The organism is Streptomyces sp. NPDC020489, from assembly GCF_044386545.1.
Taxonomy (GTDB): domain Bacteria; phylum Actinomycetota; class Actinomycetes; order Streptomycetales; family Streptomycetaceae; genus Streptomyces.
Genome location: NZ_JBIRUZ010000013.1, coordinates 64,822 through 90,685 on the forward strand (window position 1 = coordinate 64,822; position 25,864 = coordinate 90,685).

At 72.2% G+C, this 25,864-nt stretch carries 20 protein-coding genes and 1 pseudogene; 13 read left to right on the forward strand and 8 right to left on the reverse strand.

The window, feature by feature from the left end; all coding sequences use genetic code 11:
- Positions 1 to 230: 230 nt before the first annotated feature.
- Complete coding sequence (locus ACH41F_RS30580) at positions 231 to 1,616, forward strand: tannase/feruloyl esterase family alpha/beta hydrolase (protein ID WP_391236586.1); 1,386 nt, start codon at positions 231 to 233, stop codon at positions 1,614 to 1,616.
- A gap of 9 nt (positions 1,617 to 1,625) precedes the next feature.
- Here the strand turns inward: ACH41F_RS30580 and ACH41F_RS30585 are convergent, their stop codons facing one another.
- Complete coding sequence (locus ACH41F_RS30585) at positions 1,626 to 1,808, reverse strand: hypothetical protein (RefSeq protein ID WP_391236589.1); 183 nt, start codon at positions 1,806 to 1,808, stop codon at positions 1,626 to 1,628.
- Positions 1,809 to 2,112: 304 nt separating this feature from the next.
- Here ACH41F_RS30585 and ACH41F_RS30590 point away from each other — a divergent pair, with 304 nt between their 5' ends.
- From ACH41F_RS30590 to ACH41F_RS30600, 3 genes are read left to right on the forward strand one after another with little or no spacing between them, the layout of a single operon-like run.
- Positions 2,113 to 5,052 (forward strand): DEAD/DEAH box helicase, encoded by a 2,940-nt coding sequence (locus ACH41F_RS30590; protein WP_398838365.1) that lies wholly within the window; start codon positions 2,113 to 2,115, stop codon positions 5,050 to 5,052.
- Positions 5,049 to 6,284, forward strand: coding sequence for an SWF or SNF family helicase (locus ACH41F_RS30595; protein WP_398838367.1), 1,236 nt, complete (start codon positions 5,049 to 5,051; stop codon positions 6,282 to 6,284). The genes ACH41F_RS30590 and ACH41F_RS30595 overlap by 4 nt, the downstream gene beginning before the upstream one ends.
- 6 nt (positions 6,285 to 6,290) lie before the next feature.
- Positions 6,291 to 6,851 (forward strand): GNAT family N-acetyltransferase, encoded by a 561-nt coding sequence (locus ACH41F_RS30600; RefSeq protein WP_398838369.1) that lies wholly within the window; start codon positions 6,291 to 6,293, stop codon positions 6,849 to 6,851.
- 64 nt (positions 6,852 to 6,915) lie between these two features.
- Here the strand turns inward: ACH41F_RS30600 and ACH41F_RS30605 are convergent, their stop codons facing one another.
- Positions 6,916 to 7,809, reverse strand: a complete 894-nt coding sequence (locus ACH41F_RS30605) for a hypothetical protein (RefSeq protein WP_398838371.1) — start codon at positions 7,807 to 7,809, stop codon at positions 6,916 to 6,918.
- A 181-nt stretch (positions 7,810 to 7,990) separates the two neighbouring features.
- On the reverse strand, positions 7,991 to 9,157 hold the full coding sequence (xylA, locus tag ACH41F_RS30610) for a xylose isomerase (protein ID WP_391236604.1): 1,167 nt from the start codon (positions 9,155 to 9,157) through the stop codon (positions 7,991 to 7,993).
- Positions 9,158 to 9,414: 257 nt separating this feature from the next.
- Here xylA and xylB point away from each other — a divergent pair, with 257 nt between their 5' ends.
- The 6 genes and pseudogenes from xylB (at position 9,415) to ACH41F_RS30640 (ending at position 17,452) form a co-directional block, all read left to right on the forward strand.
- Complete coding sequence (gene xylB, locus ACH41F_RS30615; RefSeq protein ID WP_398838373.1) at positions 9,415 to 10,869, forward strand: xylulokinase; 1,455 nt, start codon at positions 9,415 to 9,417, stop codon at positions 10,867 to 10,869.
- A 196-nt stretch (positions 10,870 to 11,065) separates the two neighbouring features.
- A complete protein-coding gene (locus tag ACH41F_RS30620; RefSeq protein WP_391236609.1) occupies positions 11,066 to 12,274 on the forward strand; it encodes an ROK family protein in 1,209 nt (402 codons plus the stop codon).
- Positions 12,275 to 12,670: 396 nt separating this feature from the next.
- Positions 12,671 to 13,683 (forward strand): annotated as a pseudogene (locus ACH41F_RS30625) (acetamidase/formamidase family protein).
- 43 nt (positions 13,684 to 13,726) lie between these two features.
- Entirely contained in the window at positions 13,727 to 14,344 is a 618-nt protein-coding gene (locus tag ACH41F_RS30630; RefSeq protein ID WP_391236612.1) for an N-acetylmuramoyl-L-alanine amidase, read from the forward strand.
- Between the two features lie 144 nt (positions 14,345 to 14,488).
- Positions 14,489 to 15,778 (forward strand): GAF domain-containing protein, encoded by a 1,290-nt coding sequence (locus ACH41F_RS30635; RefSeq protein WP_398838375.1) that lies wholly within the window; start codon positions 14,489 to 14,491, stop codon positions 15,776 to 15,778.
- A 150-nt stretch (positions 15,779 to 15,928) separates the two neighbouring features.
- A complete protein-coding gene (locus ACH41F_RS30640; protein WP_391236619.1) occupies positions 15,929 to 17,452 on the forward strand; it encodes an aldehyde dehydrogenase family protein in 1,524 nt (507 codons plus the stop codon).
- A 192-nt stretch (positions 17,453 to 17,644) separates the two neighbouring features.
- Here ACH41F_RS30640 and ACH41F_RS30645 read toward each other — a convergent pair whose 3' ends face one another.
- From ACH41F_RS30645 to ACH41F_RS30665, 5 genes are all read right to left on the reverse strand, one after another.
- Positions 17,645 to 18,778, reverse strand: a complete 1,134-nt coding sequence (locus ACH41F_RS30645) for a hypothetical protein (RefSeq protein WP_391236621.1) — start codon at positions 18,776 to 18,778, stop codon at positions 17,645 to 17,647.
- Positions 18,775 to 19,083 (reverse strand): helix-turn-helix domain-containing protein, encoded by a 309-nt coding sequence (locus tag ACH41F_RS30650; RefSeq protein ID WP_391236624.1) that lies wholly within the window; start codon positions 19,081 to 19,083, stop codon positions 18,775 to 18,777. The genes ACH41F_RS30645 and ACH41F_RS30650 overlap by 4 nt, the downstream gene beginning before the upstream one ends.
- Positions 19,080 to 19,823, reverse strand: coding sequence for a hypothetical protein (locus ACH41F_RS30655; protein WP_391236627.1), 744 nt, complete (start codon positions 19,821 to 19,823; stop codon positions 19,080 to 19,082). Before ACH41F_RS30655 ends, ACH41F_RS30650 begins: the two co-directional genes overlap by 4 nt.
- Before the next feature lie 277 nt (positions 19,824 to 20,100).
- The gene (locus tag ACH41F_RS30660; RefSeq protein WP_391236630.1) at positions 20,101 to 20,835 is read right to left on the reverse strand and encodes a hypothetical protein; all 735 of its coding nucleotides are present in this window, start codon (positions 20,833 to 20,835) and stop codon (positions 20,101 to 20,103) included.
- Positions 20,836 to 20,976: 141 nt separating this feature from the next.
- Entirely contained in the window at positions 20,977 to 21,816 is an 840-nt protein-coding gene (locus ACH41F_RS30665; protein WP_398838378.1) for a Crp/Fnr family transcriptional regulator, read from the reverse strand.
- A 373-nt stretch (positions 21,817 to 22,189) separates the two neighbouring features.
- Here ACH41F_RS30665 and ACH41F_RS30670 point away from each other — a divergent pair, with 373 nt between their 5' ends.
- The 3 genes from ACH41F_RS30670 (at position 22,190) to ACH41F_RS30680 (ending at position 25,759) form a co-directional block, all read left to right on the forward strand.
- The gene (locus ACH41F_RS30670; RefSeq protein WP_391236636.1) at positions 22,190 to 22,549 is read left to right on the forward strand and encodes a hypothetical protein; all 360 of its coding nucleotides are present in this window, start codon (positions 22,190 to 22,192) and stop codon (positions 22,547 to 22,549) included.
- Between the two features lie 273 nt (positions 22,550 to 22,822).
- Positions 22,823 to 23,503, forward strand: a complete 681-nt coding sequence (locus ACH41F_RS30675) for a methyltransferase domain-containing protein (RefSeq protein ID WP_391236639.1) — start codon at positions 22,823 to 22,825, stop codon at positions 23,501 to 23,503.
- Between the two features lie 651 nt (positions 23,504 to 24,154).
- Entirely contained in the window at positions 24,155 to 25,759 is a 1,605-nt protein-coding gene (locus ACH41F_RS30680) for a SpoIIE family protein phosphatase (RefSeq protein WP_391236641.1), read from the forward strand.
- The last annotated feature ends 105 nt before the right edge of the window (positions 25,760 to 25,864 follow it).

The window sequence follows — 25,864 nt, forward strand, 5'->3', positions numbered from 1 at the left end:
GAGTCGCTGGGCCCCCTTTCCAAAAGTCATGAGGCTCATGGTGCAGGGACGCTGATCATTCGCGCAATCGCATTACGCACGGTCGCGGTCTGCACTTCCGCGCACGGGAGGTCACCTACGCCGACACATACGGCGACCTCATTCCATGTGGCCCCGCCCCATGGATGGCAGGGCGCGCCCCTCGCACCATGAGGCAGCCCTCGACTTCCCGCCGCCCTTCGGAGGTACCCGTGCATGTGTCCCGCGGTGTCCCGCTTCTCGCCGCCACGTTGGTGGCGACGGCCCTGACCTGGCCGACTCCCGCCGCAGGCGCGCCCGATGAGCACTGCGCGCGCCAGGGGCGCGTCCAGGTGCCGGGTGCCGCCTTCCAGCAAAGCGCCTGCCTCGCGGATCTGACGACGACGGGGTTGGCCGGTACTCCGTACACCGACATGGCCGACCAGGCGGGGCTGACGGCCAGGGCGACCCGCACCCCCTCCGGGGTTCCCGGGGTGCAGATCGACGGCTACTTCCCCGACTCCTCCGGCTTCAACGCCACCCACGGCTGGCGGCACGACGCCCAGTTCGTGATCCGGTTGCCCGACGACTGGAACGGCGGACTCGTCGTGACGGGCGCGCCGGGCACGCGACGGCAGTACGCCACGGACACCGCGATCTCGGATCAGGTACTCGCGCGCGGTTACGCCTACGCCGCGACCGACAAGGGCAACAACGGCGCCGACTTCTACCGCGACGGCACCCGCCCCGGTGACGCGGTGGCCGAGTGGAACACGCGCACCACCCAACTGACCCGCGCGGCCCGGCGCGTGGTCGCCCAGCGCTACGGGAAGGCGCCGCGGCGCACGTACGTGACGGGCATCTCCAACGGCGGCTATCTGACGCGCTGGCAGCTGGAGAACCACCCCGAGCTGTACGACGGCGGGGTGGACTGGGAAGGCGCGCTGTGGACCGAGGAAGGCCCGAACCTGCTCACCTCCCTGCCCGTGGCCGTGGCCCGCATGACCGGCTCGGCCCGGGACGAGGACCTGTACGCGGTGGGCTTCGCGCGCGGCTCGGAGTTCCTGTGGCCCTACCACGAGAAGGCCTACTGGGGAATCACGCAGAAGATCTACCGTGCCGAGTTCGACCCGTCCTACGCCCCCGGCTGTCCCGGCCCGAGCGCCGGGACCACCCCCGAGCAGATCCTGGCGCCCTGTGCCGACGACGCCGTCTACGACTATGCCTCGCGCCCCGAGTCCGTCCATCGCGCCGTCGCCCGGGTGGCGCTGACGGGGCGCATCGGCCGACCGCTGATCACGTTGCACGGCGATCTGGACGCGCTGCTGCCCAAGGCCGCCGACTCGGACGTGTACGCGCGCATGATCGACGCGAGCGGACGGGGACGTCTGCACCGCTACTACACGGTCGAGGGTGGTACGCACGTCGACGGGCTGTACGACACGTATCCCGACCGGCTGCGTCCGATCCTGCCCTGCTACCGCTCGGCGTTCGACGCGCTGGTCTCCTGGGTGGAGCGGGGCACGGCGCCGCCCGCGGACCAGGTCGTGAGCAGGCCCGTGAGCGGCGATGTGGTCGACTCCTGCGCCCTGGCCGACCGGACCGGCGCGGTCCGGTAGCCGGGGGTCTCAGCGACCGAGCTCCTTGCGTGAGACGCGGCGCAGTCTGCGCCGTTGCGAGGGGTCCAGCGTGAGGTATGCGGCGGTCGGTACTCCCAGGACGATCAGGAGCGCGGCCCACCACGGCAGCCAGATCAACAGAAGGATGCCGACCGCCACACCTCCCGCGGCGATCTTCGCTGTGTTCGACATCTGTCGCCTCCTTCGCGGCCACTGCCGCTCTCTGTCCTGAGAACGGCCCCGCGCTCCCCGCGGTTCCGACCCGCGACCCTGAGACGTCCCTGAGGCCCGACCCCTACGCGCCCCTGAGACGGGCATACCCAGTCTTGTCACGGCGTGACCCGGATCACTGAGCGATGATTCCAGCACAGCGCCCGCGTGCTGTACCCTCGACCACTCCGCCCAGGTAGTCAAATTTGAGGAGCGTTCCATTCCTGCGCTCAGGATTCCCGCGGCAACCCCGTCCGAGATCTCGCAACTGGCCCGCTGCTGTGCCGTGTTCGTCCCCGGCGACCCTGCCCGCACCGGCACCGTCGCCTTCTGGAACCCCGAGGACGAGGTGCCGCCGACCGTCGCGTCGGGGTCCGTCGAGGATCTGACCGTGGTCGTGCCCGTCGAGGCGGTGACCGTGCCGGCGGTGCTGATGCCGGTGCGCGACGCGCTGCCCGTCCTCACGCGCGCGCGTGCCGTCGCGCACGGACACCGGGCGACCGTGTTCTGGGGTACGGCCGCCGTGCACGCCCTCCAACTCGCCGCCCGCGGGCTGCTGCTGCCCGGCCTGTCCGAGGGCGACCACGACGCCTGGCGCGCCGGTCCGCTGCGCCCCGAGGACGTCGAACGCCTCCGGGCACTGGCCGCGGCGATGCCCCCCGAGGCGCATGCCGTTCCGCTGGACGACGCCGAACCGCTGCGGCTGCCCGACCCCGAGCGGCTGCTGCGCGCCTTCCTGGACGCGGTCGCCGACACCCTCCCCCGCTCCCCCGCGGCCCCACTCGTGACCGGCGGCGCCGCCTACGCGGCCCGGGAACCGCAGCACGTGCCCGGTCACCGGGCCTGGGCGGCCGACGTCGCCGCGGGGCACGACGCGGGTGTACGGCTCTCACTGCGCATCGAACTGCCCGGTCTGACGACCACGGTTCCGGACCGCACCGCCGTGCCGGTGCCCACGGTTCCGGACGACACCGCCGTGCCCGTGCCCAAGGGGCCGAACGTCACCACCGTGACGACCATGGGACCGGACGACACCGCTCTGACGTCCACGGCACCGGACGACACCGCCGAGGCGACCACGGGGCCGGGCGACACCGCCCTGACGTTCCGTGCCGTCCTTCAGGTGCACGGTGTGAACGACCCGGCGTCGGTCGCGGACGCCGCCGAGGTGTGGGCCGGGTCCGACGGGGTCTTCGGCCCGCGCGCGCGGATGGACACCCTGCTGGCGCTGCGCCGCGCGGTCCGCGCCTGGCCGCCGCTCACGCCCCTGCTCTCGGCCGGTGTGCCGGACGCCGTCGAACTCGCCGACGAGGAGGTGACCGATCTCCTCTCGGCCGGCGCCCGGGCCCTCTCCCTCGCCGGTGTCGACGTGCACTGGCCCAAGGAACTCGCCCGCAAGCTGACGGCCCGCGCGGTGGTCGGCCCACCCGACGACGAGGGGCGGCCGGGCAGACTCCCCTCGGACACGCCGTCGTTCCTGTCCGCCGAAGCCCTGCTCGCCTTCAACTGGCGGTTCGCCCTGGGCGACCGGCAGCTCACCCGGGAGGAACTCGACCGGCTCGCCGAGTCCAGCCGCCCGGTCGTGCGGCTGCGCGACCAGTGGGTCCTCATCGACCCGCAGGAGGTGCGTCGGGCCCGCGCCCAGCAGGACCGCAAGCTCACCCCCGTCAACGCGCTCGGAGCCGCCCTGACGGGTTCCACGGAGATCGACGGTCAGAAGGTCGACGTCCACCCCACAGGATGGCTCGCGGCCCTCAAGGAACGGCTCGCGAACCCCGAGGCGCAGGAGCCGGTCGAGCAGCCCGCGGCGCTCGCGGCCACGCTGCGGGACTACCAGCGGCGGGGCCTGAACTGGCTGGCGCGGATGACCTCCCTGGGGCTGGGCTGCTGTCTCGCCGACGACATGGGCCTCGGCAAGACGATCACCCTCATCGCCCTGCACCTGCACCGGCAGCAGGACCCGGCGACCACCGGATCCACGCTCGTGGTGTGCCCCACCTCCCTCATGGGCAACTGGCAGCGCGAGATCGAGAAGTTCGCCCCCGGCACGCGCGTGCGCCGTTTCCACGGTCCGCGGCGCGACCTGGACGCCCTGGTCGACGGGGAGTTCGTGCTCACCACGTACGGCACGATGCGGCTGGACGCCGGCCGGCTGGCCGAGGTGTCGTGGGGCATGGTGGTCGCGGACGAGGCACAGCATGTGAAGAACCCGTACTCGGCGACCGCACGGCAGCTGCGTTCCATCGGCGCACGCGCACGCGTGGCGCTCACCGGCACCCCGGTGGAGAACAACCTCTCGGAGCTGTGGGCGATCCTCGACTGGACGACCCCCGGTCTGCTGGGTCGGCTCGGCACGTTCCGTACGCGGTACGCGCAGGCCGTCGAGGGCGGACGGGACCCACGGGCCGCCGAGCGGCTCTCCCGGTTGGTCGCCCCGTTCCTGCTGCGCCGCCGCAAGTCGGACCCGGGCATCGCCCCGGAGCTGCCGCCGAAGACGGAGACCGACCGCGCGGTGTCGCTCACCACGGAACAGACCGCTCTGTACGAGGCCGTCGTGCGCGAGACGCTCGCGGAGATCTCCGGCGCCGACAGCATGGCGCGGCGCGGGCTGATCGTGAAGCTGCTGACCGGGCTGAAGCAGATCTGCAACCACCCCGCGCAGTACCTCAAGGAGGATCGGCCGAGGATCGTGGGGCGGTCCGGGAAACTGGAGCTGTTGGACGAGTTGCTCGACACCATCCTCGCCGAGGGGGCGAGCGTGCTGGTGTTCACCCAGTACGTGCAGATGGCGCGCCTCATCGAGCGGCACCTGGCCGACCGCGGGGTGGCCTCGCAGTTCCTGCACGGCGGGACGCCCGTGGCGCGCCGCGAGGACATGGTGCGGCGCTTCCAGGACGGTGAGGTGCCGGTGTTCCTGCTGTCGTTGAAGGCCGCGGGCACCGGGCTGAACCTCACCCGCGCCGAGCACGTCGTGCACTACGACCGCTGGTGGAACCCGGCCGTCGAGGCGCAGGCCACCGACCGCGCGTACCGCATCGGGCAGCACCGGCCGGTCCAGGTGCACCGGCTGATCGCCGAGGGCACCATCGAGGACCGCATCGCGGAGATGCTGAGCCGCAAGCGGGAGTTGGCGGACGCGGTGCTCGGCGCCGGGGAGGCGGCGCTCACCGAGCTGACGGACGCGGAGCTGGCGGATCTGGTCGAACTGCGAGGGGGCACACGATGAGTGACGGGACAGAGCGTACGTTCGCCGCGTTTCCGCCGGCGCACGGGCGGGGCTTCGCGCGGACCTGGTGGGGCCAGGCGTGGCTGAAGGCGCTGGAGGACGCCGCACTCGACTCGGGGCAGGTCAAGGTCGGCCGCCGGTTCGCGCGTGCCGGTGCCGTGGGGGCGGTGTCGGTACGACCGGGTCGCATCACGGCCGTCGTCCAGGACCCCGACCGCACCGCGCACCGGGCCGACGTCCTGCTGGCCGAACTCTCCGCCGAGCAGTGGGACCGGTTCCTGGACATGGCCGTCGAGCGCGCCAGTCATGTCGCGGCGCTCCTGGACCGCGACATGCCTCCGCACCTGGTCGAGGACGCCGCCGCCGCGGGCGTCGAACTCCTGCCCGGCATGGGCGAGCTGGAGCCGGAGTGCGACTGCGGCTCCTGGGACCACTGCGCGCACACGGCGGCGCTCTGCTACCAGGTGGCCAGGCTGCTGGACGAGGACCCCTTCGTCCTGCTGCTGATGCGAGGACGCGGCGAACGGGCCCTGCTGGACGACCTCCAGGACCGCACCGCAGTGCCCGACAAGGCGCCCGCCGGCCCGGCCGAGGGCGTGGACGCCGCCGAGGCGTTCGCGGCCGGCGACATCCTGCCGCCGCTGCCGGCGCTCCCGGAGCTGCCCGAGGACCCCGGCGTCCCTCCGTCCCTGGACACCGAGACAGCGCCCCCGCCCGGCGTCGAACCGGCCGCCCTGGAGTTCCTGGCCGCCCGCACCGCGGCTCAGGCGCATCGGCTGCTGTCCGGCCAGGACCCCTGGGAGGACGGGCTGACCGTCGCCCAGGACGCGGTCCGCCTTGCCGCGGGCGACCCACGCGGGGCCGTACGGGAGCGGCTGGCACAGGGATCGGGGCGCACCGAGGAGGAGCTGGCACTGGCCGTACGCGCCTGGCGGGACGGCGGTGTGGCCGCGCTGGACGTGCTCGAGGAGGAGTGGAGCGTGGAGGGCGAGACGCTCGCACGCGCGCGTGCCGCGCTCGACACCGCGTGGGACGAGGACGAACAGCCGACCTGGAGCACGCGGGGCAACCGCTGGACGGCGGTGGGCTCTTCGAGCCAGCTGCGCCTCGGGCGGGACGGCCTGTGGTGGCCGTACCGCAAGGAGCGGGGCCGCTGGGCGCCCGCCGGTGGCGCCGCCCATGACCCCGCGACGGCGCTGGCTGCGGCACAGGAGGTCGCGGAGATAGGTTGACGTGCCATGAGGCACTTCGGCCAGGACATCCTCACCTTCGCGGACCAGCTCACCGAGGCGTACGTCGAGGTCTTCACCGCCCCGCCCTGGGACCGGGAGAACACCGAGGAGACCCGCTCGGCGTTCCGGGAGCGGCTGGAGGAGGACGCGCGTCGGCCCGGTTTCCGCGCCGTGCTGGCCCTGTCGGACAGCGGCGCCGTGGACGGTTTCGCCACCGGCTGGACGACGCCGTCCCCCTTCCGCGACGACCGCGCGTACGGCAAGGTCACGCGGCGGCTCGGCGCCGAACGGGTCGACGAGCTGCTGATCGGCGCCTTCGAGGTGGACGAGTTGGGCGTACGGCCCCACGCGCGCGGCACAGGTCTCGGCCGTCGGCTGCTGACGGCCCTGACCGCCGCCGTGCCCGAGAGCCGGGCGTGGCTGCTGACCTGGGGCCAGGCGCACGACACCCTCGCGTTCTACCGGCGCATGGGCTGGACCGAGCCCGCACCACTGCCGGGACAGGAGACGGACGTGGTCGTCTTCCTGTCGCCCACGCGGACCGCGCGGGTGCCCGCCAGGCCGTGAGTCGGCCCTGGGACGACCGACGGCGCGGGCGCGGCCGACGCACAGCCGGTTGGTCGACAGCGGCTCATGTCAGCGGGGCGGTGAGCTTCCGGGTGCCGTCGGTGTCGGCCGCGAGGCTGCACGCCACCTTGTCGATCCCGAGCCGGTAGCCGGCGGGGTCGGGGTACTGCACCAGGATGCCGCGCACGGTCCCGTCCGGCTGATCCACCGCCCTGTTGTCCAAGGTCCGCTCGCAGAGGGCCGACGCGGCCTTCCGCAGGGCGGCCTCGGACGGGTGGTCGCCCTCGAGTTCCGTCACCTGCACGACCTCGGCGTCGTGCGGCGTGTCGCAGGGGCGCCTGGCGGCCTGCCCCGGTCGGCTGTCGTCGGTGTCGAAGCAGTCGCCGGTCCGCAGCATGTAGTACGGCACCTCGTCGGCCGCCAGGGACGGGATGAGGGATTCCAGGCCGCTCGGGAACTCGGTCGGGAACTGCGAGGGCAGTCGGGTCGGCAGCTCGGTCGGGAGCTTGCTGGGCAGTTCGGTCGGCAGGCTCAGCGTGGGGCGGGGCGAGCTGCTCGCGCTGGGCTCGTCGTCCGGCGAGTCGCCCCTGCCCGAGGCCATCAGGACGATCGCGGCGACGGCGGCACCGGCCACGAGCAGGGCGAGCAGGATGAACAGCGGGTTGCGGCCCCTGCCCGGGCCGCGCGAGGGCTCGGGCGGAGGCGGTGGGTCCCAGCCCCCGTACGAGGGCGGGCCGTTGTCTCCGGGCGGCGGACCGTACGCACCGCCGTAGCCATCGGGACCTCCGGGAGGCGTGCCGTATCCACCGGACCCTCCAGAGGGCGGGCCGTACCCGCCCGGAGGGCCGGAGCGCTCTCCTCGGCCGAAGCCGTCGGGAGGGGGTCCGAAGCCGCCACCGTAGGGCGGCGTGTCGTCCGGCGGCCCGGGCGGCTGAGGCGGTACGGGCGGCATGGCCATACCGTCCAGAGTCGCCCGGTGCCGGGCAGGACGCGACCCCCATCGGGAAGTTGATACGGACTCATGCCATGGACGGCATCATTCCGGAGCATCCCGCGCGAGGGTCGGTCATGCCCTGCACGCGCGCGTGCCTGACAAGACCACGAGGGTCCACGCGCGCGTGCGCTCATGGCGCGGCAGGTCAGCCGCGTGCCCCCAGCAGGTGGTCCATCGCCAGCTGGTCGAGCTGCTCGAAGGCCATGCCGCGCGCGGCGGCCGCCTCCACGTCGAACTCCTCGAAGGCCGCACGGTCCGCGAGCAGCGACTTCAGGCCGTCCGCGGCCGTGGGCTGCACCAGCTCGTCCAGACGCGCGGCGCGCAGCGCCTCCTGGACCTGCGGGTCGGCGCGGAAGGCGGCGGAACGCTCCTTCAGGATGAGGTAGTTGCGCATGCAGCCCGCCGCCGACGCCCAGACACCATCGAGGTCCTCGGTGCGCGGGGGCTTGAAGTCGAAGTGCTTCGGGCCCGCGTAACCGGCGCTCTCCAGCAGGTCGACCAGCCAGAACGCCGAGCGCAGGTCGCCGGCGCCGAAGCGGAGGTCCTGGTCGTACTTGATGCCGGACTGGCCGTTGAGGTCGATGTGGAAGAGCTTGCCCGCCCACAGGGCCTGCGCGATGCCGTGCGGGAAGTTCAGCCCGGCCATCTGCTCGTGGCCGACCTCGGGGTTGACGCCGTAGAGCTCCGGGCGCTCCAGGCGCTCGATGAACGCCAGGGCGTGGCCGACGGTGGGCAGCAGGATGTCGCCGCGCGGCTCGTTCGGCTTGGGCTCGATGGCGAACTTCAGGTCGTACCCCTGCTCGGTCACGTACTCCCCGAGGAGGTCGAAGGCCTCCTTCATGCGGTCCAGGGCGACGCGTACGTCCTTGGCGGCGCCGGACTCGGCACCCTCACGGCCGCCCCAGGCGACGTAGGTCTCGGCGCCGAGCTCGACCGCCAGATCGATGTTGCGGATCGTCTTGCGCAGGGCGTAGCGGCGCACGTCGCGGTCGTTCGCGGTGAACGCGCCGTCCTTGAAGACGGGGTGCGTGAAGAGGTTGGTGGTGGCCATCGGCACCTTCATGCCGGTGGCGTCGAGGGCCTCCCGGAAGCGCTTGATGTGCCCCTCGCGCTCGCCGTCCGAGGACCCGAAGGGGATCAGGTCGTCGTCGTGGAAGGTCACACCGTGGGCGCCCAGCTCGGCCAGGCGCCGCACGGTCTCCACGGGGTCCAGGGCGCCCCGCGTGGCATCGCCGAACGGGTCCCTCCCCTGCCAGCCGACGGTCCACAGGCCGAAGGTGAACCTGTCATCGGGGGTGGGCTGGTAGTTCATGACGGGCTCCTTGTTCGCTGACGACTGCTTCGCACGACTATTTCGTCATGGCGGTTTACAAATTAGTATGCGATCGCAGCTCTGGGAAGAGACAAGATGTCTCCGACCGTGTCCCGGACGTCTTCGGACGTCCGCGGACGTCCGCGGGATCTTCGGATGTCTGTGGAGTCTTCGGCCTTCGCCGGACGGGGACAGGAGTCTTCGGCCTTCGCCGGACGGAGACACGAGCCGCTTGAGCGCGTACGAGGGAGAGTCCGATGTCAGCTGCCGAGGGTCCGCTCGTCGTCGGCGTGGACACGTCCACGCAGTCCACCAAGGCCCTGGTGGTCGACGCGTCCACCGGAAGGGTGGTGGCCAGCGGCCAGGCGCCGCACACCGTCTCCTCCGGAGCAGGCCGCGAGAGCGATCCGCGTCAGTGGTGGGACGCGCTGTGCGAGGCCCTGCACCAGTGCGGGGACGCCGCCCATGAGGCCGCCGCCGTGTCGATCGGCGGCCAGCAGCACGGGCTCGTCACCCTGGACGCACAGGGCGAGCCGGTACGTCCCGTCCTGCTGTGGAACGACGTGCGCTCCGCGCCGCAGGCGGCCCGGCTCATCGAGGAACTGGGCGGCCCGAAGGCCTGGGCGGAGCGCACCGGCAGCGTGCCGGGCCCGTCCTTCACGGTCACGAAGTGGGCCTGGCTGGCCGAGAACGAGCCCGAGGCGATCCGCGCGACCAAGGCCGTCCGCCTCCCGCACGACTACCTCACCGAGCGCCTCACCGGCCAGGGCACGACCGACCGCGGCGACGCCTCCGGCACCGGCTGGTGGGCGTCGGCGACCGAGGCCTACGACGAGGAGACCCTCGCGCATGTGGGGCTCGACCCCGCGCTGCTCCCCCGCGTGGTCCGGCCCGGCGAGGTGGCGGGCACCGTGCGCGACGGCCATGACCTGCCGTTCTCCAAGGGCACCCTGGTCGCCCCCGGCACCGGTGACAACGCGGCCGCGGCGCTGGGCCTCGGGCTGCGTCCGGGCACGCCCGTGCTGAGCCTGGGCACGTCGGGCACGGTGTACGCGGTCTCCCGGCGGCGTCCGGCCGACCCCACCGGCACCGTGGCCGGCTTCGCCGACGCGCACGGCGACTGGCTGCCGCTCGCCTGCACCCTGAACTGCACACTCGCCGTCGACCGCGTCGCCGCCCTGCTGGGCCTGGACCGCGAGGCCGTGGACCCGGTGGATCCCGACTCCGGCGTCACGCTGCTGCCCTACCTCGACGGCGAGCGCACCCCCGCGCTGCCGGGCGCCTCCGGGCTGCTGTACGGCCTGCGGCACGACACCACCGGCGGCCAGCTTCTCCAGGCCGCCTACGACGGAGCCGTCCACGCGCTCCTCGGCGCGCTCGACCTGGTCCTCGACGAGGACGCCGACCGATCCACACCGCTTCTGCTGATCGGCGGCGGCGCCCGGGGCAGGGCCTGGCAGGAGACCGTACGCCGCCTCTCGGGCCGTCCCGTACAGGTCCCCGAGGCCAGGGAACTGGTCGCGCTCGGCGCGGCGGCACAGGCGGCGGGCCTGCTGACCGGCGAGGACCCGGCCGCGGTCGCCCGGCGCTGGAACACGGCCGCCGGACCGGTCCTGGATGCCGTGCAGCGGGACGAGACGACCATGGCGAGGATCTCCGGGGTACTCTCCGACGCGGCTCCCCTGCTGGACAGGACGGCGGGAAGCGGCTGATCGGTCGGCCGCCGCAGAGGTGGGCGGAGATCACTGGGGGGTCCGGTGAAGCGAGGAGGGTCGGCGACGGCCCTTCAGGGCCACCGCGGCAGGGAGACGGCGCCGCCGAGGGTTCCCCGCCGTCCACCTGGATCGCGGAGAGACGGATGGATCGCGGAGAGACAGTTGGATCGATCACCGGAGGACTGACAGAGGCATGACCGCACCGCTGCACGGCGCCCACCCGGCCGGACCCGGACGCGCGCTGCCCGACACCCAGCAGGGCATGCGCCGCCGCAACCTGGCCCGGGTGATGCACACCGTCAGCGCGGGCGGCCCCCTGTCCCGTGCCGCCGTCGCCTCCCGGATCGGGCTCACGCGCGCGGCCGTGTCGACCCTCGTCGACGAGCTCATACGCTCGGGCCTGCTCCAGGAGCTGGGCCCCGAGCGCCCGGGGCGCGTCGGACGGCCCGGCTCGGCGCTCGCCGTCAGCGCCCACGGTCCCGCCGGTATCGGCGCCGAGGTCGGCGTCGACCACCTCGCGGTCTGCGCGGTCGACCTGCGCGGCGAGGTGCGCGCCCGGGCCGTATGCCACGGTGTGAACCGCGGCCGTGCCCCCGCGCCGGTCATCGGGGAACTCACCGAACTGATCGACCGTGTCGTCGCCGAGGCGGCGGCCGAGGGCCTGTGGCCGGCCGGGCTCGCGGTGGCCGTGCCGGGCCTGGTCGCCCGCGACGGCAGTACGGTCGTCCGCGCCCCGAACCTCGACTGGCACGACACCGACCTCGGCGCCCTGCTGCCCGCGACGTACCCCTTGACCGTGGACAACGAGGCCAACTTCGGCGCCCTCGCCGAACTCTGGCTCGGCGACGGCACACCGCCCGACTTCCTGCACGTGTCGGCGGAGATCGGTATCGGCGCCGCGGTCGTCGTGGCCGGCAGGCTGTTGCGCGGGACCCGCGGGTTCGCCGGCGAGCTGGGACACGTGCCGGTGGAGCCGGAGGGGCCGCGCTGTGCGTGTGGCGGGCGCGGCTGCCTGGAGCAGTACGCCGGTGAGGAGGCGGTACTGCGCGCGGCAGGACTGGAGCCCGGGGACGACCGGGTCGGGCTGCTCGCGACCCGTGCCGCCGAGGGCGACGAGGACGTACGTCGCGCCCTGCGGGACGCGGGGCGGGCGCTCGGTGTCGCGCTGACCGGAGCGGTCAATCTGCTGGACCCCGAGAGCGTGGTGCTGGGCGGTGAGCTGTCCGGCCTCGCACCCTGGCTGCTGCCCTCGCTGGAGACCGAGCTGGCCGGGCGTACGGCGGGACCGCCGTGTCCGGTGTCGGTGTCGCGTCTGGGTCCCGAGGGGCCGTTGCTCGGAGCGGCGCACTCCGTGGTCAGGGCGGTCCTGGACGACCCGGCGGCGGTGGCCGAACGGGCTTGATCGCGGGGCGACTTCACCCCCACGCCCAGGTCTCTTCACTCCCACGCCGCCCAATCCTCTTCCCTCCCGCGCCCAGGGCCTCGTCACTCCCCCACCCAAGCCCCTTCCCTCCCACCCCCAGGGTCTCGTCACTCCCACGGGTGAGCGACTTGTCCACAGGCCCGGGGCTGTCCACCGAAACACCGCGTGGCCTTCTGCGCACCTCACCGGCGCCGTACCGTGATCCACGCGAGGCACGACTGCCATGAGGACGGCCGACGCGTCGGTACGGTCTCGCCGCCCCCGGAACGCCGGGCCCACGCTTCCTCGGGCCCCACCCCCACCCCACGGGCCCCATTCCTACGGGTCCCCCGACCCTGCCCCCGTGCCCACGCCCCCAGATCGGAGCAGTGCCCCATGAGCGACCCCCGCATCCTCACCGTGCGGCCCGAACCGGGCGAGTACGCCTGGACGTTCGGGGCGCCCCGCCCGTGGCACGCATCGCGCCCGGCACCGTTCTCGACCTGTACACCGAGGACTGTTTCGCCGGCCGGGTCCGGTCCGAGAAGGACCTGGTGTCCGAGGTGTGCGCCTTCCCCTTCCTGAACCCGCAGACCGGCCCCTTCCACATCGAGGGCGCCGAACCGGGCGACACGGTCGCCGTGCACTTCGTCTCGATCGAACCGGCCAGGGACTGGGCCGCGTCGACGACCGTCCCGCTCTTCGGCGCCCTCACCTCGACGCACACCACTGCCACCCTCCAGCCACCGCTGCCGGAGACGGTCTGGATCTGGCAGCTGGACCGGGCCCGCCGCACGGCCCTGTTCCGAGCGCACGACAGCGACATCGAGATCGAGCTGCCGATGGATCCGATGCACGGCACGGTGGGCGTGGCCCCCGCCAACCTGGAGGTCCGCTCCGCCCTGGTACCCGACGCGCACGGCGGGAACATGGACACACCGGAGATGCGAGCCGGTGTCACCTGCTATCTCGGGGTGAACGTCGAAGGCGCGCTGCTGAGTCTCGGCGACGGGCACGCGCGGCAGGGCGAGGGCGAGACGTGCGGGGTGGCCGTCGAGTGCGCGATGAACACGGTGGTGATCGTGGAGCTGTTGAAGGGGCTCGCCACGCCCTGGCCGCGCATCGAGTCGAACACGCACATCATCTCCACAGGGTCCGCGCGCCCGTTGGAGGACGCGTTCCGGATATCCCAACTCGACCTGGTGCGGTGGCTGGTGCGCGACTACGGGTTCAGCGAGCTGGACGCGTACCAGTTCGCGACCCAGGTCGTCGAGTCGCCCCTGGCCAATGTGTGCGACACCAACTACACGTGCGTGGCGAAGATCCGCAAGGAGTGGCTGCCCGAGCGGGAGACCCACCGGGGCGTGCACGCGCGGCTGAGAGAGATCGCGGCAACCGTCCGCGACTGACCCGCGTCTCGGTCAACACCGCACCGTCGAAAGGCGAACGTCCATGGAAAGGGCAAGACCGCTGCCGAGCAGACGGCGGCTCCTGAAGGGTGCCGCCCTGACCGCCGTCCCGTACGCCCTGCTCCCCGACGCGCGCGCCGGTGCGGAGACTCACCCCGTCGACCACCCGCTCGCCGAGTGGCAGCCCGCGACACCCGCCAACCGCACGCCGGCGAACCGCCCGACGAGCCATCCCGTCGACCTCGTGATCATCCATGTGACGCAGACCAGTTACCGCAAGGCCCTGGGTGTCTTCCGGAGTCCCGATAAGAAGGTCTCCGCCCATTACGTGGTCCGGTCCCGGGACGGCAACATCGCCCAGTGCGTCCGTGAGGCCGACATCGCCTGGCACGCGGGGAACTGGGACTGGAACACCCGCAGCATCGGCATCGAGCACGAAGGGCGAGTCGAGCGGCCCGAGTTCTTCACCGACGTCATGTACCAGCAGTCGGCGCGGCTGACGGCCGACATCTGCGCCACCTACGCGATACCCACGGACCGCGCACACATCATCGCGCACCACGAGGTGCCGGGCACCGACCACACGGACCCCGGACCGCACTGGGACTGGGAGCGGTACATGCGGCTGGTGGAGCGCGCCGGGCGGACATCGTCGGGGTGACGTCGTGGGACCGGGAACGGTACATGCGGCTGGTCGAGCGCGCCGGGCGGTGACGTCGTCCGGGTGACCCCGGTCGAAGAGGTTGTCCGCGCGCGTACCGGGAGTGACGATGTCCCCAGTCACATCGCCTTTCGGGAGGCCGAGTTGACCGATCCGTGGGTGGCCCTGGAGCCGGGGGCCGACCCTGCCGAGCGCGCACGGATGCTGCGGCGCGCGCACGAGACGTTCACCGAGGCCGGTACCGTGCCGCGACCGGTGCGACCGGTGGTGGCGGACTCGTGGCGGCGTTCCGCGCGGGCCGGGGTCGGACCCGACGGGACGGCGAGCGTCGAGTTGCTGGACGGCGACCTCGGCGCGTATCGGTCCGAGCATCCGCTGGCCCGGGTGATGCCGCTGTTCCGGGAGCTGCTGGGCACGTTCGCGGCCGACGGGGAGCATCTGCTGGCGGTGTGCGACGCGCACGGCAGACTGCTGTGGGTCGAGGGGCACGCGTCGACCCGGCGGCAGGCGGGCCGGATGAACTTCGTGCCGGGTGCCCGGTGGGCGGAGACGGCGGTCGGGACGAACGCGCCGGGCACTGCGGTCGCCCTGGACCGGCCGGTGCAGGTGTTCGCCGCGGAGCACTTCATCCGGCGGGTGCAGCCGTGGACCTGCGCGGCGGCCCCGGTGCACGACCCGCGGACCGGGCGGGTGCTGGGCGCCGTGGACATCACGGGCGGGGACGGGCTCGCGCATCCGCACAGCCTGGGGTTCGTGCAGGCGGTCGCACGGGCCGCGGAGTCCCATCTGGCGCTGCTCGCCCCCGAACAGCCCGCCGCGGACCTGCCCGAGCTGACCGCGCTGGGCCGTGACGAGGCACAGCTGCGCGCCGGCGGCCGCAGGATCAGACTGAGCCGTCGGCACAGTGAGATCGTGGTGCTGCTGTCCCGTCATCCGGAGGGACTGACCGGCGACGAGCTGCTGTGCGCGCTGTACGAGGACGAGTCGGTGACCCCGGTGACCTTGCGGGCGGAACTCGCCCGGCTGCGCAGGGTTCTCGGCCCCGGGCTGCTGGAGTCGCGCCCGTACCGGCTCACCGTGCCGGTCGCGTCGGACGTCGCCGTCGTGGAGCGGCGCCTGGAGGCCGGTGCGGTGACCGCGGCGGCGGCGCTGTACGCCGGTCCGCTGCTGCCCGCCTCCCAGGCACCGGCGGTCGTACGGCTCAGGAACCGCCTCGCCGACGGTCTGCGGACGGCCCTGATCGCCCGCCGGGACCCGGACCTGCTGGCGGACTGGGCGCACGCGCCCTGGGGCGAGGACGACTTCGACGTCTGGCGGGCCCTGGCCGCGGCCCGTCCGACAGCGGCGGTCCGCTCCCGCCTCGCGGCCCTGGACTCGGAACTGACCGCACCGGAGGGGCACCGCTGGGGCCCAGGTCCCCGTGACCACCCCTGACCGACCGAGACCCCACCGCGCTGCCGCCCCGCCCCTGCCTGCCACCCACCCCGCCCGCTGACGGCAACGTGGTTGCAACCTCCCCCTCCCTAGCCTCGCGCCGAGAGCTGCCCAACGGCGGGCAGCGCTGCTCCAGGGAGGCAGGCCAGCATGACCCGTTACGCGGCGCCCGGCACCGAGGGCGCGATCGTCTCCTACCAGGCGCGCTACGACCACTTCATCGGCGGCGAGTACGTGCCGCCGGCCCGCGGCCAGTACTTCGAGAACCCGTCGCCGGTGAACGGGCAGCCGTTCACCGAGGTCGCGCGCGGCACGGCGGAGGACGTGGAGCGGGCGCTCGACGCGGCGCACGCGGCCGCCCCGGCCTGGGGCCGCACCTCGGTGACCGCGCGGTCCGACGTCCTGCTGCGGATCGCCGACCGCATGGAGGCGAACCTGGAGAAGCTGGCGGTCGCCGAGAGCTGGGAGAACGGCAAGCCGGTGCGCGAGACGCTGGCGGCCGACATCCCCCTCGCCATCGACCACTTCCGCTACTTCGCGGGCGCGATCCGCGCGCAGGAGGGCTCGCTCGGCGAGATCGACGACGACACGGTGGCGTACCACTTCCACGAGCCGCTGGGCGTCGTCGCCCAGATCATCCCGTGGAACTTCCCGATCCTGATGGCGGTGTGGAAGCTCGCGCCCGCCCTCGCCGCGGGCAACGCGGTCGTCATCAAGCCGGCCGAACAGACCCCCGCCTCCATCCACTACTGGATGAGCCTGATCGCCGACCTGCTGCCGCCGGGGGTGGTGAACATCGTCAACGGCTTCGGCGTGGAGGCCGGCAAGCCGCTCGCGTCGAGCCCCCGGGTGGCGAAGGTGGCGTTCACCGGAGAGACCACGACGGGGCGGCTGATCATGCAGTACGCCTCGGAGAACATCAAGCCGGTCACGCTGGAGCTCGGCGGCAAGTCGCCCAACATCTTCTTCGACGACGTGTGGGCGCGGGACGACGACTTCCGCGACAAGGCCCTCGAAGGCTTCACCATGTTCGCGCTCAACCAGGGCGAGGTGTGCACCTGCCCGTCCCGGGCGCTAATCCAGCGCGGCGTTTACACGGAGTTCCTGGAGGCGGCCGTCGCCCGCACCGAACTCATCAAGCCGGGCCACCCCTTGGACACCGACACGATGATCGGCGCCCAGGCCTCCAACGACCAGCTGGAGAAGATCCTCTCCTACCTCGACATCGGGCGGCAGGAGGGCGCGAAGATCCTCACGGGCGGTGAACGCGTCGAGTACGACGGCGAGTTGAAGGGCGGTTACTACGTCCGCCCGACCATCTTCGAGGGCGACAACCGCATGCGGATCTTCCAGGAGGAGATCTTCGGTCCTGTCGTCTCCGTGGCCCCCTTCGGCGACTTCGACGACGCCATCAAGATCGCGAACGACACCCTGTACGGCCTCGGCGCGGGCGTGTGGACACGGGACATCAACACCGCCTACCGCGCGGGCCGCGCGATCCAGGCGGGCCGCGTCTGGACGAACTGCTACCACGCCTACCCGGCACACGCGGCGTTCGGCGGCTACAAGCAGTCCGGCATCGGCCGCGAGACGCACAAGATGATGCTGGAGCACTACCAGCAGACCAAGAACCTGCTGGTCAGCTACTCACCGAAGAAGCTGGGCTTTTTCTAGGGCGCCTGAAGTGGGGTGCCCAGCTCGGCGTTTGCCCGTAGGCCCCCTCACCACCAACGCGCCGTACAGCAATCCCCCTGACCACGCGTGGTGAGCCACGAGGGACCACGCACGCTCGCCGACACAGCCTAGGCATGACGAACGACACAGGACCCGGGCCTCTGACGAGGTCCGGGTCCCAGCACAGCACTGTCATGTGGTGGTGCCGTGCGCTAGTGCGCGGGCCTTGGCCGCCCACTCCCCCATCCTCGTGAGGGCGGACGTCAGTTGTTTCACCGCGGCGGAGATCTCCTTCACCGGCTTGCGGAGGTGCTTGCTCACCCGGAGCATGCCGACCGCCGAGGTACCGAAGGAGCCGATCTGCGCCAGACCGTCCTGCGCGGTCTCCTCAAGGGACATCAGCTGCTCCAGGAACTCCTCCGTTTCCTCACCACGCTCGTCAGGCAGCGTCATCTCGATGAGCCCCAGAGCGGCCCGGATCCCACTGTCCAGGGTCGCCATCCGCTCGGCGAATGCGGTGGCGGTGGAGTTCAGTTCGGCGCTCGGACCACTGATCGTCTCCGCATACCGGGCGACAGCTGCGAGCCGTGCGCTCGCGGGCGCATTCGCCTGAGTCAGATCGAGCATCTCGGTGCTGGACTGCTCGGTCAGCGCTCCGATCGTCTCGATCGTCTTCGTGATCGCCTCCATGTCGGAGGTCATCTCGTCCAGCCCGTCCTCAATGACGGCGAAGTCGTCGAGCAGACCAGGCGAATCCTCCTCCGTCTCCGCGTTGTCGCCGACCTCCGAGGCGGACTCCGATCCATGCCTGCTCTGGAGTCCGTTCAGCACGCGTGCCGGCGTGAGGAGTTCGAAGCCGTCCCGAAGTCCTGCCTCCAGTGCGCTTTCGATCTCCTTACGCGCTCCGGCCAGATGGCTGCGCGTCCGCTCGTAGTGGATCGTCCTGATCGACGCTATGTCGAAGGGCAGTTGGCCGACCTCGCCGATATGAATCGTCGGCTTGCCCGTGATGTGCCGCAGCCCCAGTTCGTACATCACATTGGGGTTGCCGCCGCTGACGTCCGCGACCACGAGGTCGGACTCGACAACGTACCGGCAGATCTGTTCGTTGATGTCACCGGCATGCGCGATGCCGTCCGCACGCAGGGCGTTGATGCCGTACTTCGCGCAGGCGGGGGCGATCACCTGCTCGAACACGCCGAGGTGGTGCTCGTACGCCTCGCGCTCGGGGCTGCCGTGCGCAGCGTGTGCGTCGCCGATCGGACCGACGACGAAGCACCTCAGCGGCTGGTCGGATTCCTGTCGGAGCGTCTGCGACGTGATCATGCGGGAACCTCCGATGCGGCGGCGTGGACGCCGTAGGATTGGGCTGCGGGCACCGCGTCGTCCTCGAGGGGAACGGCGTACACGGGGCGTTCCTCAATGCCGAGGGTTCGCAGCAGATAGGCGGTGGGGATGCGGTAGCGTCCGCCGACCCGGAGCACGGGGCAGGGAAAGGCACCGAGGCGGATCAGCTTGTAGGCCGTTGCTGGGCAGATCCCGAAGGCACGGGCGGCTGTGCGCAAGTCGACGATCAGTGGCAGATCGAAAGCCTCCGCGAAGCCGAGCGGCGAGCCGGACCGTGCGCTCACCGGTGGCCTCCAGCGGGGAGCAGGACCAGCGTGCCGATGAGGTTGGCCTCCTCGTGTCGGCGGGCCCGGAACACCAGATCGGGCAGGCGCGTGCCGATCCGGCGGCTGCCTTGCCGAGGGCTCGGCTCGGCGAAGCGAATCGTGGCGTACAGGCCCTCACGACTGGGCGGTGGCGTGATGTGCACTTGCCACCCTTCGGGCGTGTTGGGGTGTTCCTCCGGCGGAACGGGGACGTTGCGGGCTTCGGCGAGGGCGAGAATGTCAACGACAGGGACCTCCCGTGTGACGCGCCTTGCATAGGCCCACATCTGGTTCACCGTCTCCTTGGTCAGCCGGCGGCCCGCGTCCGGGTCATCCGGGTCCATCGCGTCGAGGGCAGCCAGCACGGCCAGAACGGCCTCAGCCTCAAGGTCGGCCTGGTCGAGACGCCGCCAGCGGTGCAGAATCCGGTGCAGGTTCCGGTACAGCCCCGGGAGAACCAGCCAGACAACGAGCAGCCGTCCGGAGCCGTCGCCGTCCCGGGGTTCCCGCCGGGCATCGGTGACGGCCTGCCGCCAGATCGCCGAGCCCAGCACCGCGTCCCGTCGCGGGCCGTATAGCGCGCCCCTGCTCTCTTCCAGGGAAAGCGCGAGCACTTGGGAGCCGACGTGCACCGTGAGAGACGGCCGTATGACGTCAGGCGGTCCGAGGACGTCACGATCGATCTGAGAGAAGACGCTCCCGCGTCCCGTCCAGGTCATGCTTCCTCCTTTCCGGTCTTGTGTGACCGGAGGTACGTCAGGGCGGCAGCGGTGCGGCCGCAGGCATGTGCGAGGTCGGTCAGGGCCGTCCTCGCAGCCGTATGCCACGTCTTGCCAGCCGAGCGGGACGTCGCGTTCTGGTGCCTGGGCCGACCGGCGGGCTTGGCGGGCGCGTGGAAGTGAACGCCGCCGTACACGGCGTGGCCGACGTTCACGCCGTAGTCCGCCCACTGACTGTCGCCCCGCTCACGCCAGCGCGGGGCCTGAGAAGGGGCCTTCACCGCGCAGGCCAGGGGTCGGACGGTGGAGGGGATACGGGAAAGCCGACCGTGAGCCCCCCGATGACGTCCCCGCCAACGGCGGCCCCTTGGTGGACGTGCTGGGAGAGGGTCGTCCGGCTCGGCGTGTCGGCCTGTACCGAGGGCTCCGGCCCCGGCGCCTCCGCCGCGGCTGACTGCATCGCGTCCGGCGCGTGACCCGGGACTCGGATCCAGCCATAGCCGCCGAACTCTTTGACCTGCACATGGACCCGCATGTACTGCGCCGGGTCAAGTTCCCGTCGCCCGGACCGTACGACATCCTGGTACAACCGGTCCGACACGATGACGGCGAGATGCGCGGAGGTGAGGGTGGCGAGTACGGCTCGGAGTTGGGGCGCGTCGAGGTAGCGCGCCACAGCGACCGGGGCCGGGCCCGCGTGGCCCAGAGCGGCGTCCGATACCACACCGGTGTCCACAGCCAGCCGCAGCCTGATCCGCTGAGTGGCCGGTCGGGAATTGCGGTCCTCGAGGCGAACCGCGAGATGGTGGACGAAGGAGCCGAGAACGGCGTCCTCCGGCGTGCGCTCGGGCAGGACGGCGAACTCCAGGTCACCTTGCGGCTGGCGCCTCCAGGTCGCCCGGTCCAACCCGGCCAGCGCGGCCGCCTCGTCCAGCATCCGGACCAGCTCCGACTGGACGACCGACTGCGTCCGAGTGTCAAGACGGCTGTATTGCTCCACGTCCGCGGCCAAGCACAGCCGACGCTGTGTCAGGTCGCCCGACGGGCGGGAATGAGAAAACTCTTTCACTACAACTCGTCACCTTCCAGAAGGCGTTGGGTGCGGTGCACACCAACTGTGGCCGGAAGGAGCAGAGTGGCCGAGGAAGCCGCATTAGTGCGGGTTACTTGCCCTGGTCCCAGGCGACGGAGCACCCAGACGGGCTGCCTTGCGCAGGCGCGCCATGTCCTCGACAGAGGTTTTCCGAGAGCCGGTGGTGATGATCTTGCGATTGCGTAGGTGAGCGAGAGCCTTCTGGACGGTGTTCGTGGTGGACGCGGCGAGGGCGGCGATCTCCGCCTGGGACAGGTCCACGTCAATGCACATCTTGTTCCAGTTGGGCCCCCTGAACGTCTCCGCGGGCCGCCCGTACGACTCCGCGAGTTCGACGAGGACGCGCGCCAGCCGGACCGGGAGCGGGTATTCACCCAACTCGAGCCGAAGGCGGTCGGATCGGCTCAACCGATCACAAACCATCTGGATGAGCGAGAGCGACATCTCCGGGTGAGCGAGGAGGAAGTCCGTCAGCTCATGTCTCGGGATGACAGTAGCGATCACATCGCCGCAGGCAGTAACCGTGGCCGAGCGTGGTCCGACCCCCATAGCCGCCCTCTCACCCACGACGTCCCCGGCGATCCAGATGTCCATGAGCGACACCCGGTCGCGGTCCAAGCGAGCAGTTACCTTCACCAAGCCCTTGTGGAGGACCACCAGTTCCTGATCGCGGTCGCCTTCATGGATGAGTACCTCTCCCGCGGCGTAGCGGCGTCGCGTACCAAGCTGAATGAAGGCCGCGCGCGCTTCGGGCGACAGCGTGTTGAGGAAGGTCGCTCGGCTGTAGGAATTCGAGCCCTGTGTCATCTGCACAGCACAGCATTCGGCCTCCCCGGCAGCGGGCCTTTTCGCCCCCTCCGCCAGCGCGCCGGACGCACGCCGGGGCGCGCGGCGGCGCACAGCCGGAGCATCCTGCAGCGCCAGACCCGGACCAGCCGCTGGGGCGCCGGGTGGGTCTCCCGACCTGCTAGCCAAAGTGTTCGCCAGGAACGACACAGCACAGCGGCGAGGAGAGGCGGACGTGTGCGCCCAGCGTCTCTGAACACCGGTGACGCGGCGCTCGCCCCATCACGCACTCGTCCGGTTTTTCGCGATCTTGAGGAGGAAGTGCGGATGCCGCCGCTCTGCGCTGCCGACATCTGGGCCCCTCCCGGCGGACACCTGCCGCACTGATCGACACTTGCGCTTCCGGGGCCGCTCTGCCTCAGCTCGGGCGTCGGTCGCCGAGGCCTGCGACCTGTTCCGAGTGCCGGACGGACACACCCTCGCCGTCTTGTCGTCCGCTCGGCACAGCTGTGCCGTCTCGTCGCCGCCGAGCCCTGGGCCACCGGCCGAGGTGACGGGCGGCGGGCCGCTCGCCACCGCTTGGCGCGACGCCGCGACGACCGGGCGGGGGCCGCCGCTTGCCCCCTCGCCGTGGTGGCGGACGAGTGCCGCACCGGCGGGTCCGACTCGACGCCGCCGCACCCGGCAGTTGGCGGTCGCGGAGCTCAGCGGGACCGCCGAGGCGCTCACCAGGCGGGGCGTCCGCGACACCGACTTCGCGGCCCAGGCGGATAGCCACGCCGTGCGCGCCGCGGCCGTGAACGCGATCCGCACTGCCCTGACCACCAACTGGGCGGCCACCCAGTGACCGGCTCACCACCCCCATGTTTCCGCGGGCGACAGCTGACGGTCCGCCTGGCCACCGGCCTCCCGCCGGAGACGATCGCCGGGCTCGGCCGGTCCCTGGAGGCCACGCAGCCGGCGTACGGCCGACCGACCTGGCGCGCTCCCCGACCCCGGTGGGGGTCGTGCGCCGCCCCACCGCGCCCCACGACGCCCTGGAGACCCGGCGGACGGATCGGGCGCCCCAGTGGGCATAACTGTGAAAAAATTACCCATATACCGTCAAAGGAGGTTCCTCGTGAGCAGCCCTGCCGACGGACTCGACTATGGGGGCCTGCGGCTGGACCGCACCGGCCAGGCCGAGGCCTTCGACGCCATCGGCGACCGTTACGACGAGGCCTTCCCGCACAAGGAAGGCCAGGTCGGGTCCGCCGAGTGGCTCATCCGGTCGCTGCCCGCCGGGGCCCGGGTGCTGGACCTCGGGTGCGGCACCGGGATCCCGACCGCGCGCCAGCTGGCGGAGGCGGGCCTGGACGTCGTGGGCGTCGACCTGTCGGACCGGATGGTCGCGCTCGCCCGGGAGTACGTGCCGAGCGGGACGTTCCATCAGGCGGACATCGCCGATCTGCGGCCCGGCGGCCCCCGGGACCTCGGTCGCTTCGACGCGGTGGCGGCCTTCTTCTCCTTGCTCATGCTGCCGCGGGCCGAGATCCCCCTCGCCCTGCGGACCGTCCGGCACCTGCTCGTGCCGGGCGGCCTGTTCGCGCTGTCGATGGTCGAGGCCGACGTGGACGACTTCTCGATCCCGTTCATCGGCAGCACCATCCGGGTGTCCGGCTTCCTACGGGACGACCTGCGCGAGGTGGTGGAGGCGGCGGGCCTGGAGGTCCTGGAGGAGTCCTCGTACTCGTACGCCCCCTCCTCCGTGGACGTCCCGCCCGAGGTGCAGATCTTCCTGCGCTGCCGACGGCGTGGCTGACCGTCCCCCTCCTCAGCCCCCTCAACCCCCTCAGCCCCTCAGCCCGCCTCCGCGCGGGCCCGCACGGCCGGAAGGACTGGCGTGACGAAGCAGCTCGGAGCCGACGGCGGTGCCGGTGGCCGACCGCCCCGCGCACCCGGGCCCGCTGCCGCCCCAGCCCCGCCACAGCCTCCCGCCCCGGCCACGCCGGAGACCCCCTCCCCGCCGGGGCATCCGGCCCCGGCGCCCCGCTCCGACGCGCCACACGCGGCCGAGGACGCTCCGCACGGCGAGTCCGCCCGGCGCCTGCCGTCCCGACAGACGCCCAGCGGACAACCGGTGGCCTCGAAGCCGGGCGACTCAGACCTACGCCCGCCGCCCCGACGCGAGCCCGCCGCACGGCCGATCGCCTCCGAGCCCCAGACCGACCGGCTGCGCCCCACAGCCGAAAACGCACCGCCCGGCGACTCCGCCCGCCGCCCACCACCCCACCAGACGCCCGCCCCACAGCCGATCCCCCCAGAGCCCGGCGACCCCGCCCTACGCCCGCCACCCCCGCAGGAACCCCCACCGGAACCCCCACAGGACCCCGCCCCCCAACCAATCGCCCCCGAACCGCAAACCGACCGGCTGCGCTATCTCGACGCGGCGACCCGGCAGATCGCCCGCGGGATGAACCTCGACGAGACCCTCGGTGAGCTGTGTCGGGCAGCCGTTCCGGCCTTCGCCGACAGTGCGTTCGTTCATCTGTACGCGCCGCTCCCGGTGGGTGACGAGAGCACCGCCGAGCCCGGTGTCCTGCGGCTGCACACCACCGCCCCGGCCCCGTCCGCCGCCACCGTCCAGGCGGCCGAGGTGGTCCGGCCGGCCGCGGACGGTGTGCTGGTCAAGCTGCTCCAGGCAGGGCGGCCGGTGTTCGGCTCCACCCCGGGTCTGCGGGGCGTGGTGGCCGAGCTGCTGGGGGTGGCGAACGCGCCGGGCGCGGTGCCGCCGGGGCGCCGGCTGATCATCGCGCCGCTGCACGGCCGTAGCCATGTCATGGGCAGCGTCGTCCTCATCCGCTCCCCCGGGCGGCCCGACTTCAGCTACGACGACCTCCTGGTCGCCTCCCAGCTCGCCACCCACACCGCGCTCGGCATCCACAAGGCGGTGCTGTACGCGCGCGAGGCGGCCGTCGCGGACGCGCTGCAGCGCGCGATGCTCCCACCGTCCCTGCCCGAGCCGACCGGAGTGGTGCTGGCCAGCCGTTATCTGCCGGCCTCACGGACCGCGCAGGTCGGTGGCGACTGGTACGACGCGATCCCGCTGCCCGGGAACCGGGTCGCGCTGGTCATCGGGGATGTGATGGGCCACTCCATGACGTCCGCGGCGATCATGGGCCAGCTGCGCACCATCGTGCAGACCCTGGCCGGTCTCGACCTCTCGCCCGACGAGATCCTGCACCACCTCGACGAGCAGGCCGAACGCCTGGGCAGCGAGCACACCGCCACCTGCCTGTACGCCATGTACGACCCCGTGCTGCAGCGGCTGCTGATCTCCAACGCCGGCCATCTGCCGCCGGTGCTGCTGCGCCCCGACGGTGGCACCGAGGTCGTCCAGGTGCCGCCCGGGGCGCCGATCGGTGTCGGCAACGGTGGCTTCGAGTCCGTCGAGCTGCACGCTCCGGCCGGCGCGACCCTGCTGCTGTACACCGACGGTCTGGTCGAGTCCCGTGACGCGGATGTGCTGACCGGCGTGGACCGGCTGCGCGCACGGCTGCGGGCGGGCGCCCCGGGCGCGCCGGAGCCGGGGCTGGAGGAGCTGTGCGACCAGGCGCTCGGCACGCTGGGCGAGGGTGACCGGGACGACGACATCGCGCTGCTGGCCGCCCGCTTCGAGGGCGTCCTGCCGGACACCGTCGCCTACTGGTACCTGGCACCGCGTCCGCAGACCGCGGCCCAGGCCCGGCGGCTGACCCGCAGGACGCTGCGCCAGTGGGGTCTGGAGGCCCTGCTGGAGTCCACCGAGCTGCTGGTCAGCGAGGTGGTGGGCAACGCGGTGCGCTTCGCGGGCCGGCCGATCACGCTGCGGTTGTTGCGCACGGACGTGCTCCGGTGCGAGGTGGAGGACGACTCGACGGTGGTGCCGAGGATGCGGCACGCCCGTCTGAGCGACGAGGGCGGCCGGGGGCTGTTCCTGGTCGACCAGCTCGCGCAGCGCTGGGGGGCGACCAGGGTGAGCACGGGCAAGGTGGTCTGGTTCGAACTGCCGCTGGCCGACGGGCCGGGCCTCGACTGACCCGACGTCGACCCCGCGCGGTGTTCACCGGGGCGTCCGGCTGGTGCGTCGGCTGCCCGGCCCGGGCCCGGCATGAGGCCGTCAGCCCGGACCGCACAGCGCGTG

Excerpts from the sequence above, each read along its gene's own strand:
- ACH41F_RS30585 (WP_391236589.1), bottom strand. The coding sequence starts at position 1,808 with ATGTCGAACACAGCGAAGATCGCCGCGGGAGGTGTGGCGGTCGGCATC.
- ACH41F_RS30595 (WP_398838367.1), top strand. The coding sequence starts at position 5,049 with ATGAGTGACGGGACAGAGCGTACGTTCGCCGCGTTTCCGCCGGCGCAC.
- ACH41F_RS30600 (WP_398838369.1), top strand. The coding sequence starts at position 6,291 with ATGAGGCACTTCGGCCAGGACATCCTCACCTTCGCGGACCAGCTCACC.
- ACH41F_RS30605 (WP_398838371.1), bottom strand. The coding sequence starts at position 7,809 with ATGGCCATGCCGCCCGTACCGCCTCAGCCGCCCGGGCCGCCGGACGAC.
- xylA (WP_391236604.1), bottom strand. The coding sequence starts at position 9,157 with ATGAACTACCAGCCCACCCCCGATGACAGGTTCACCTTCGGCCTGTGG.
- xylB (WP_398838373.1), top strand. The coding sequence starts at position 9,415 with ATGTCAGCTGCCGAGGGTCCGCTCGTCGTCGGCGTGGACACGTCCACG.
- ACH41F_RS30620 (WP_391236609.1), top strand. The coding sequence starts at position 11,066 with ATGACCGCACCGCTGCACGGCGCCCACCCGGCCGGACCCGGACGCGCG.
- ACH41F_RS30630 (WP_391236612.1), top strand. The coding sequence starts at position 13,727 with ATGGAAAGGGCAAGACCGCTGCCGAGCAGACGGCGGCTCCTGAAGGGT.
- ACH41F_RS30640 (WP_391236619.1), top strand. The coding sequence starts at position 15,929 with ATGACCCGTTACGCGGCGCCCGGCACCGAGGGCGCGATCGTCTCCTAC.
- ACH41F_RS30645 (WP_391236621.1), bottom strand. The coding sequence starts at position 18,778 with ATGATCACGTCGCAGACGCTCCGACAGGAATCCGACCAGCCGCTGAGG.
- ACH41F_RS30655 (WP_391236627.1), bottom strand. The coding sequence starts at position 19,823 with ATGACCTGGACGGGACGCGGGAGCGTCTTCTCTCAGATCGATCGTGAC.
- ACH41F_RS30680 (WP_391236641.1), top strand. The coding sequence starts at position 24,155 with ATGAACCTCGACGAGACCCTCGGTGAGCTGTGTCGGGCAGCCGTTCCG.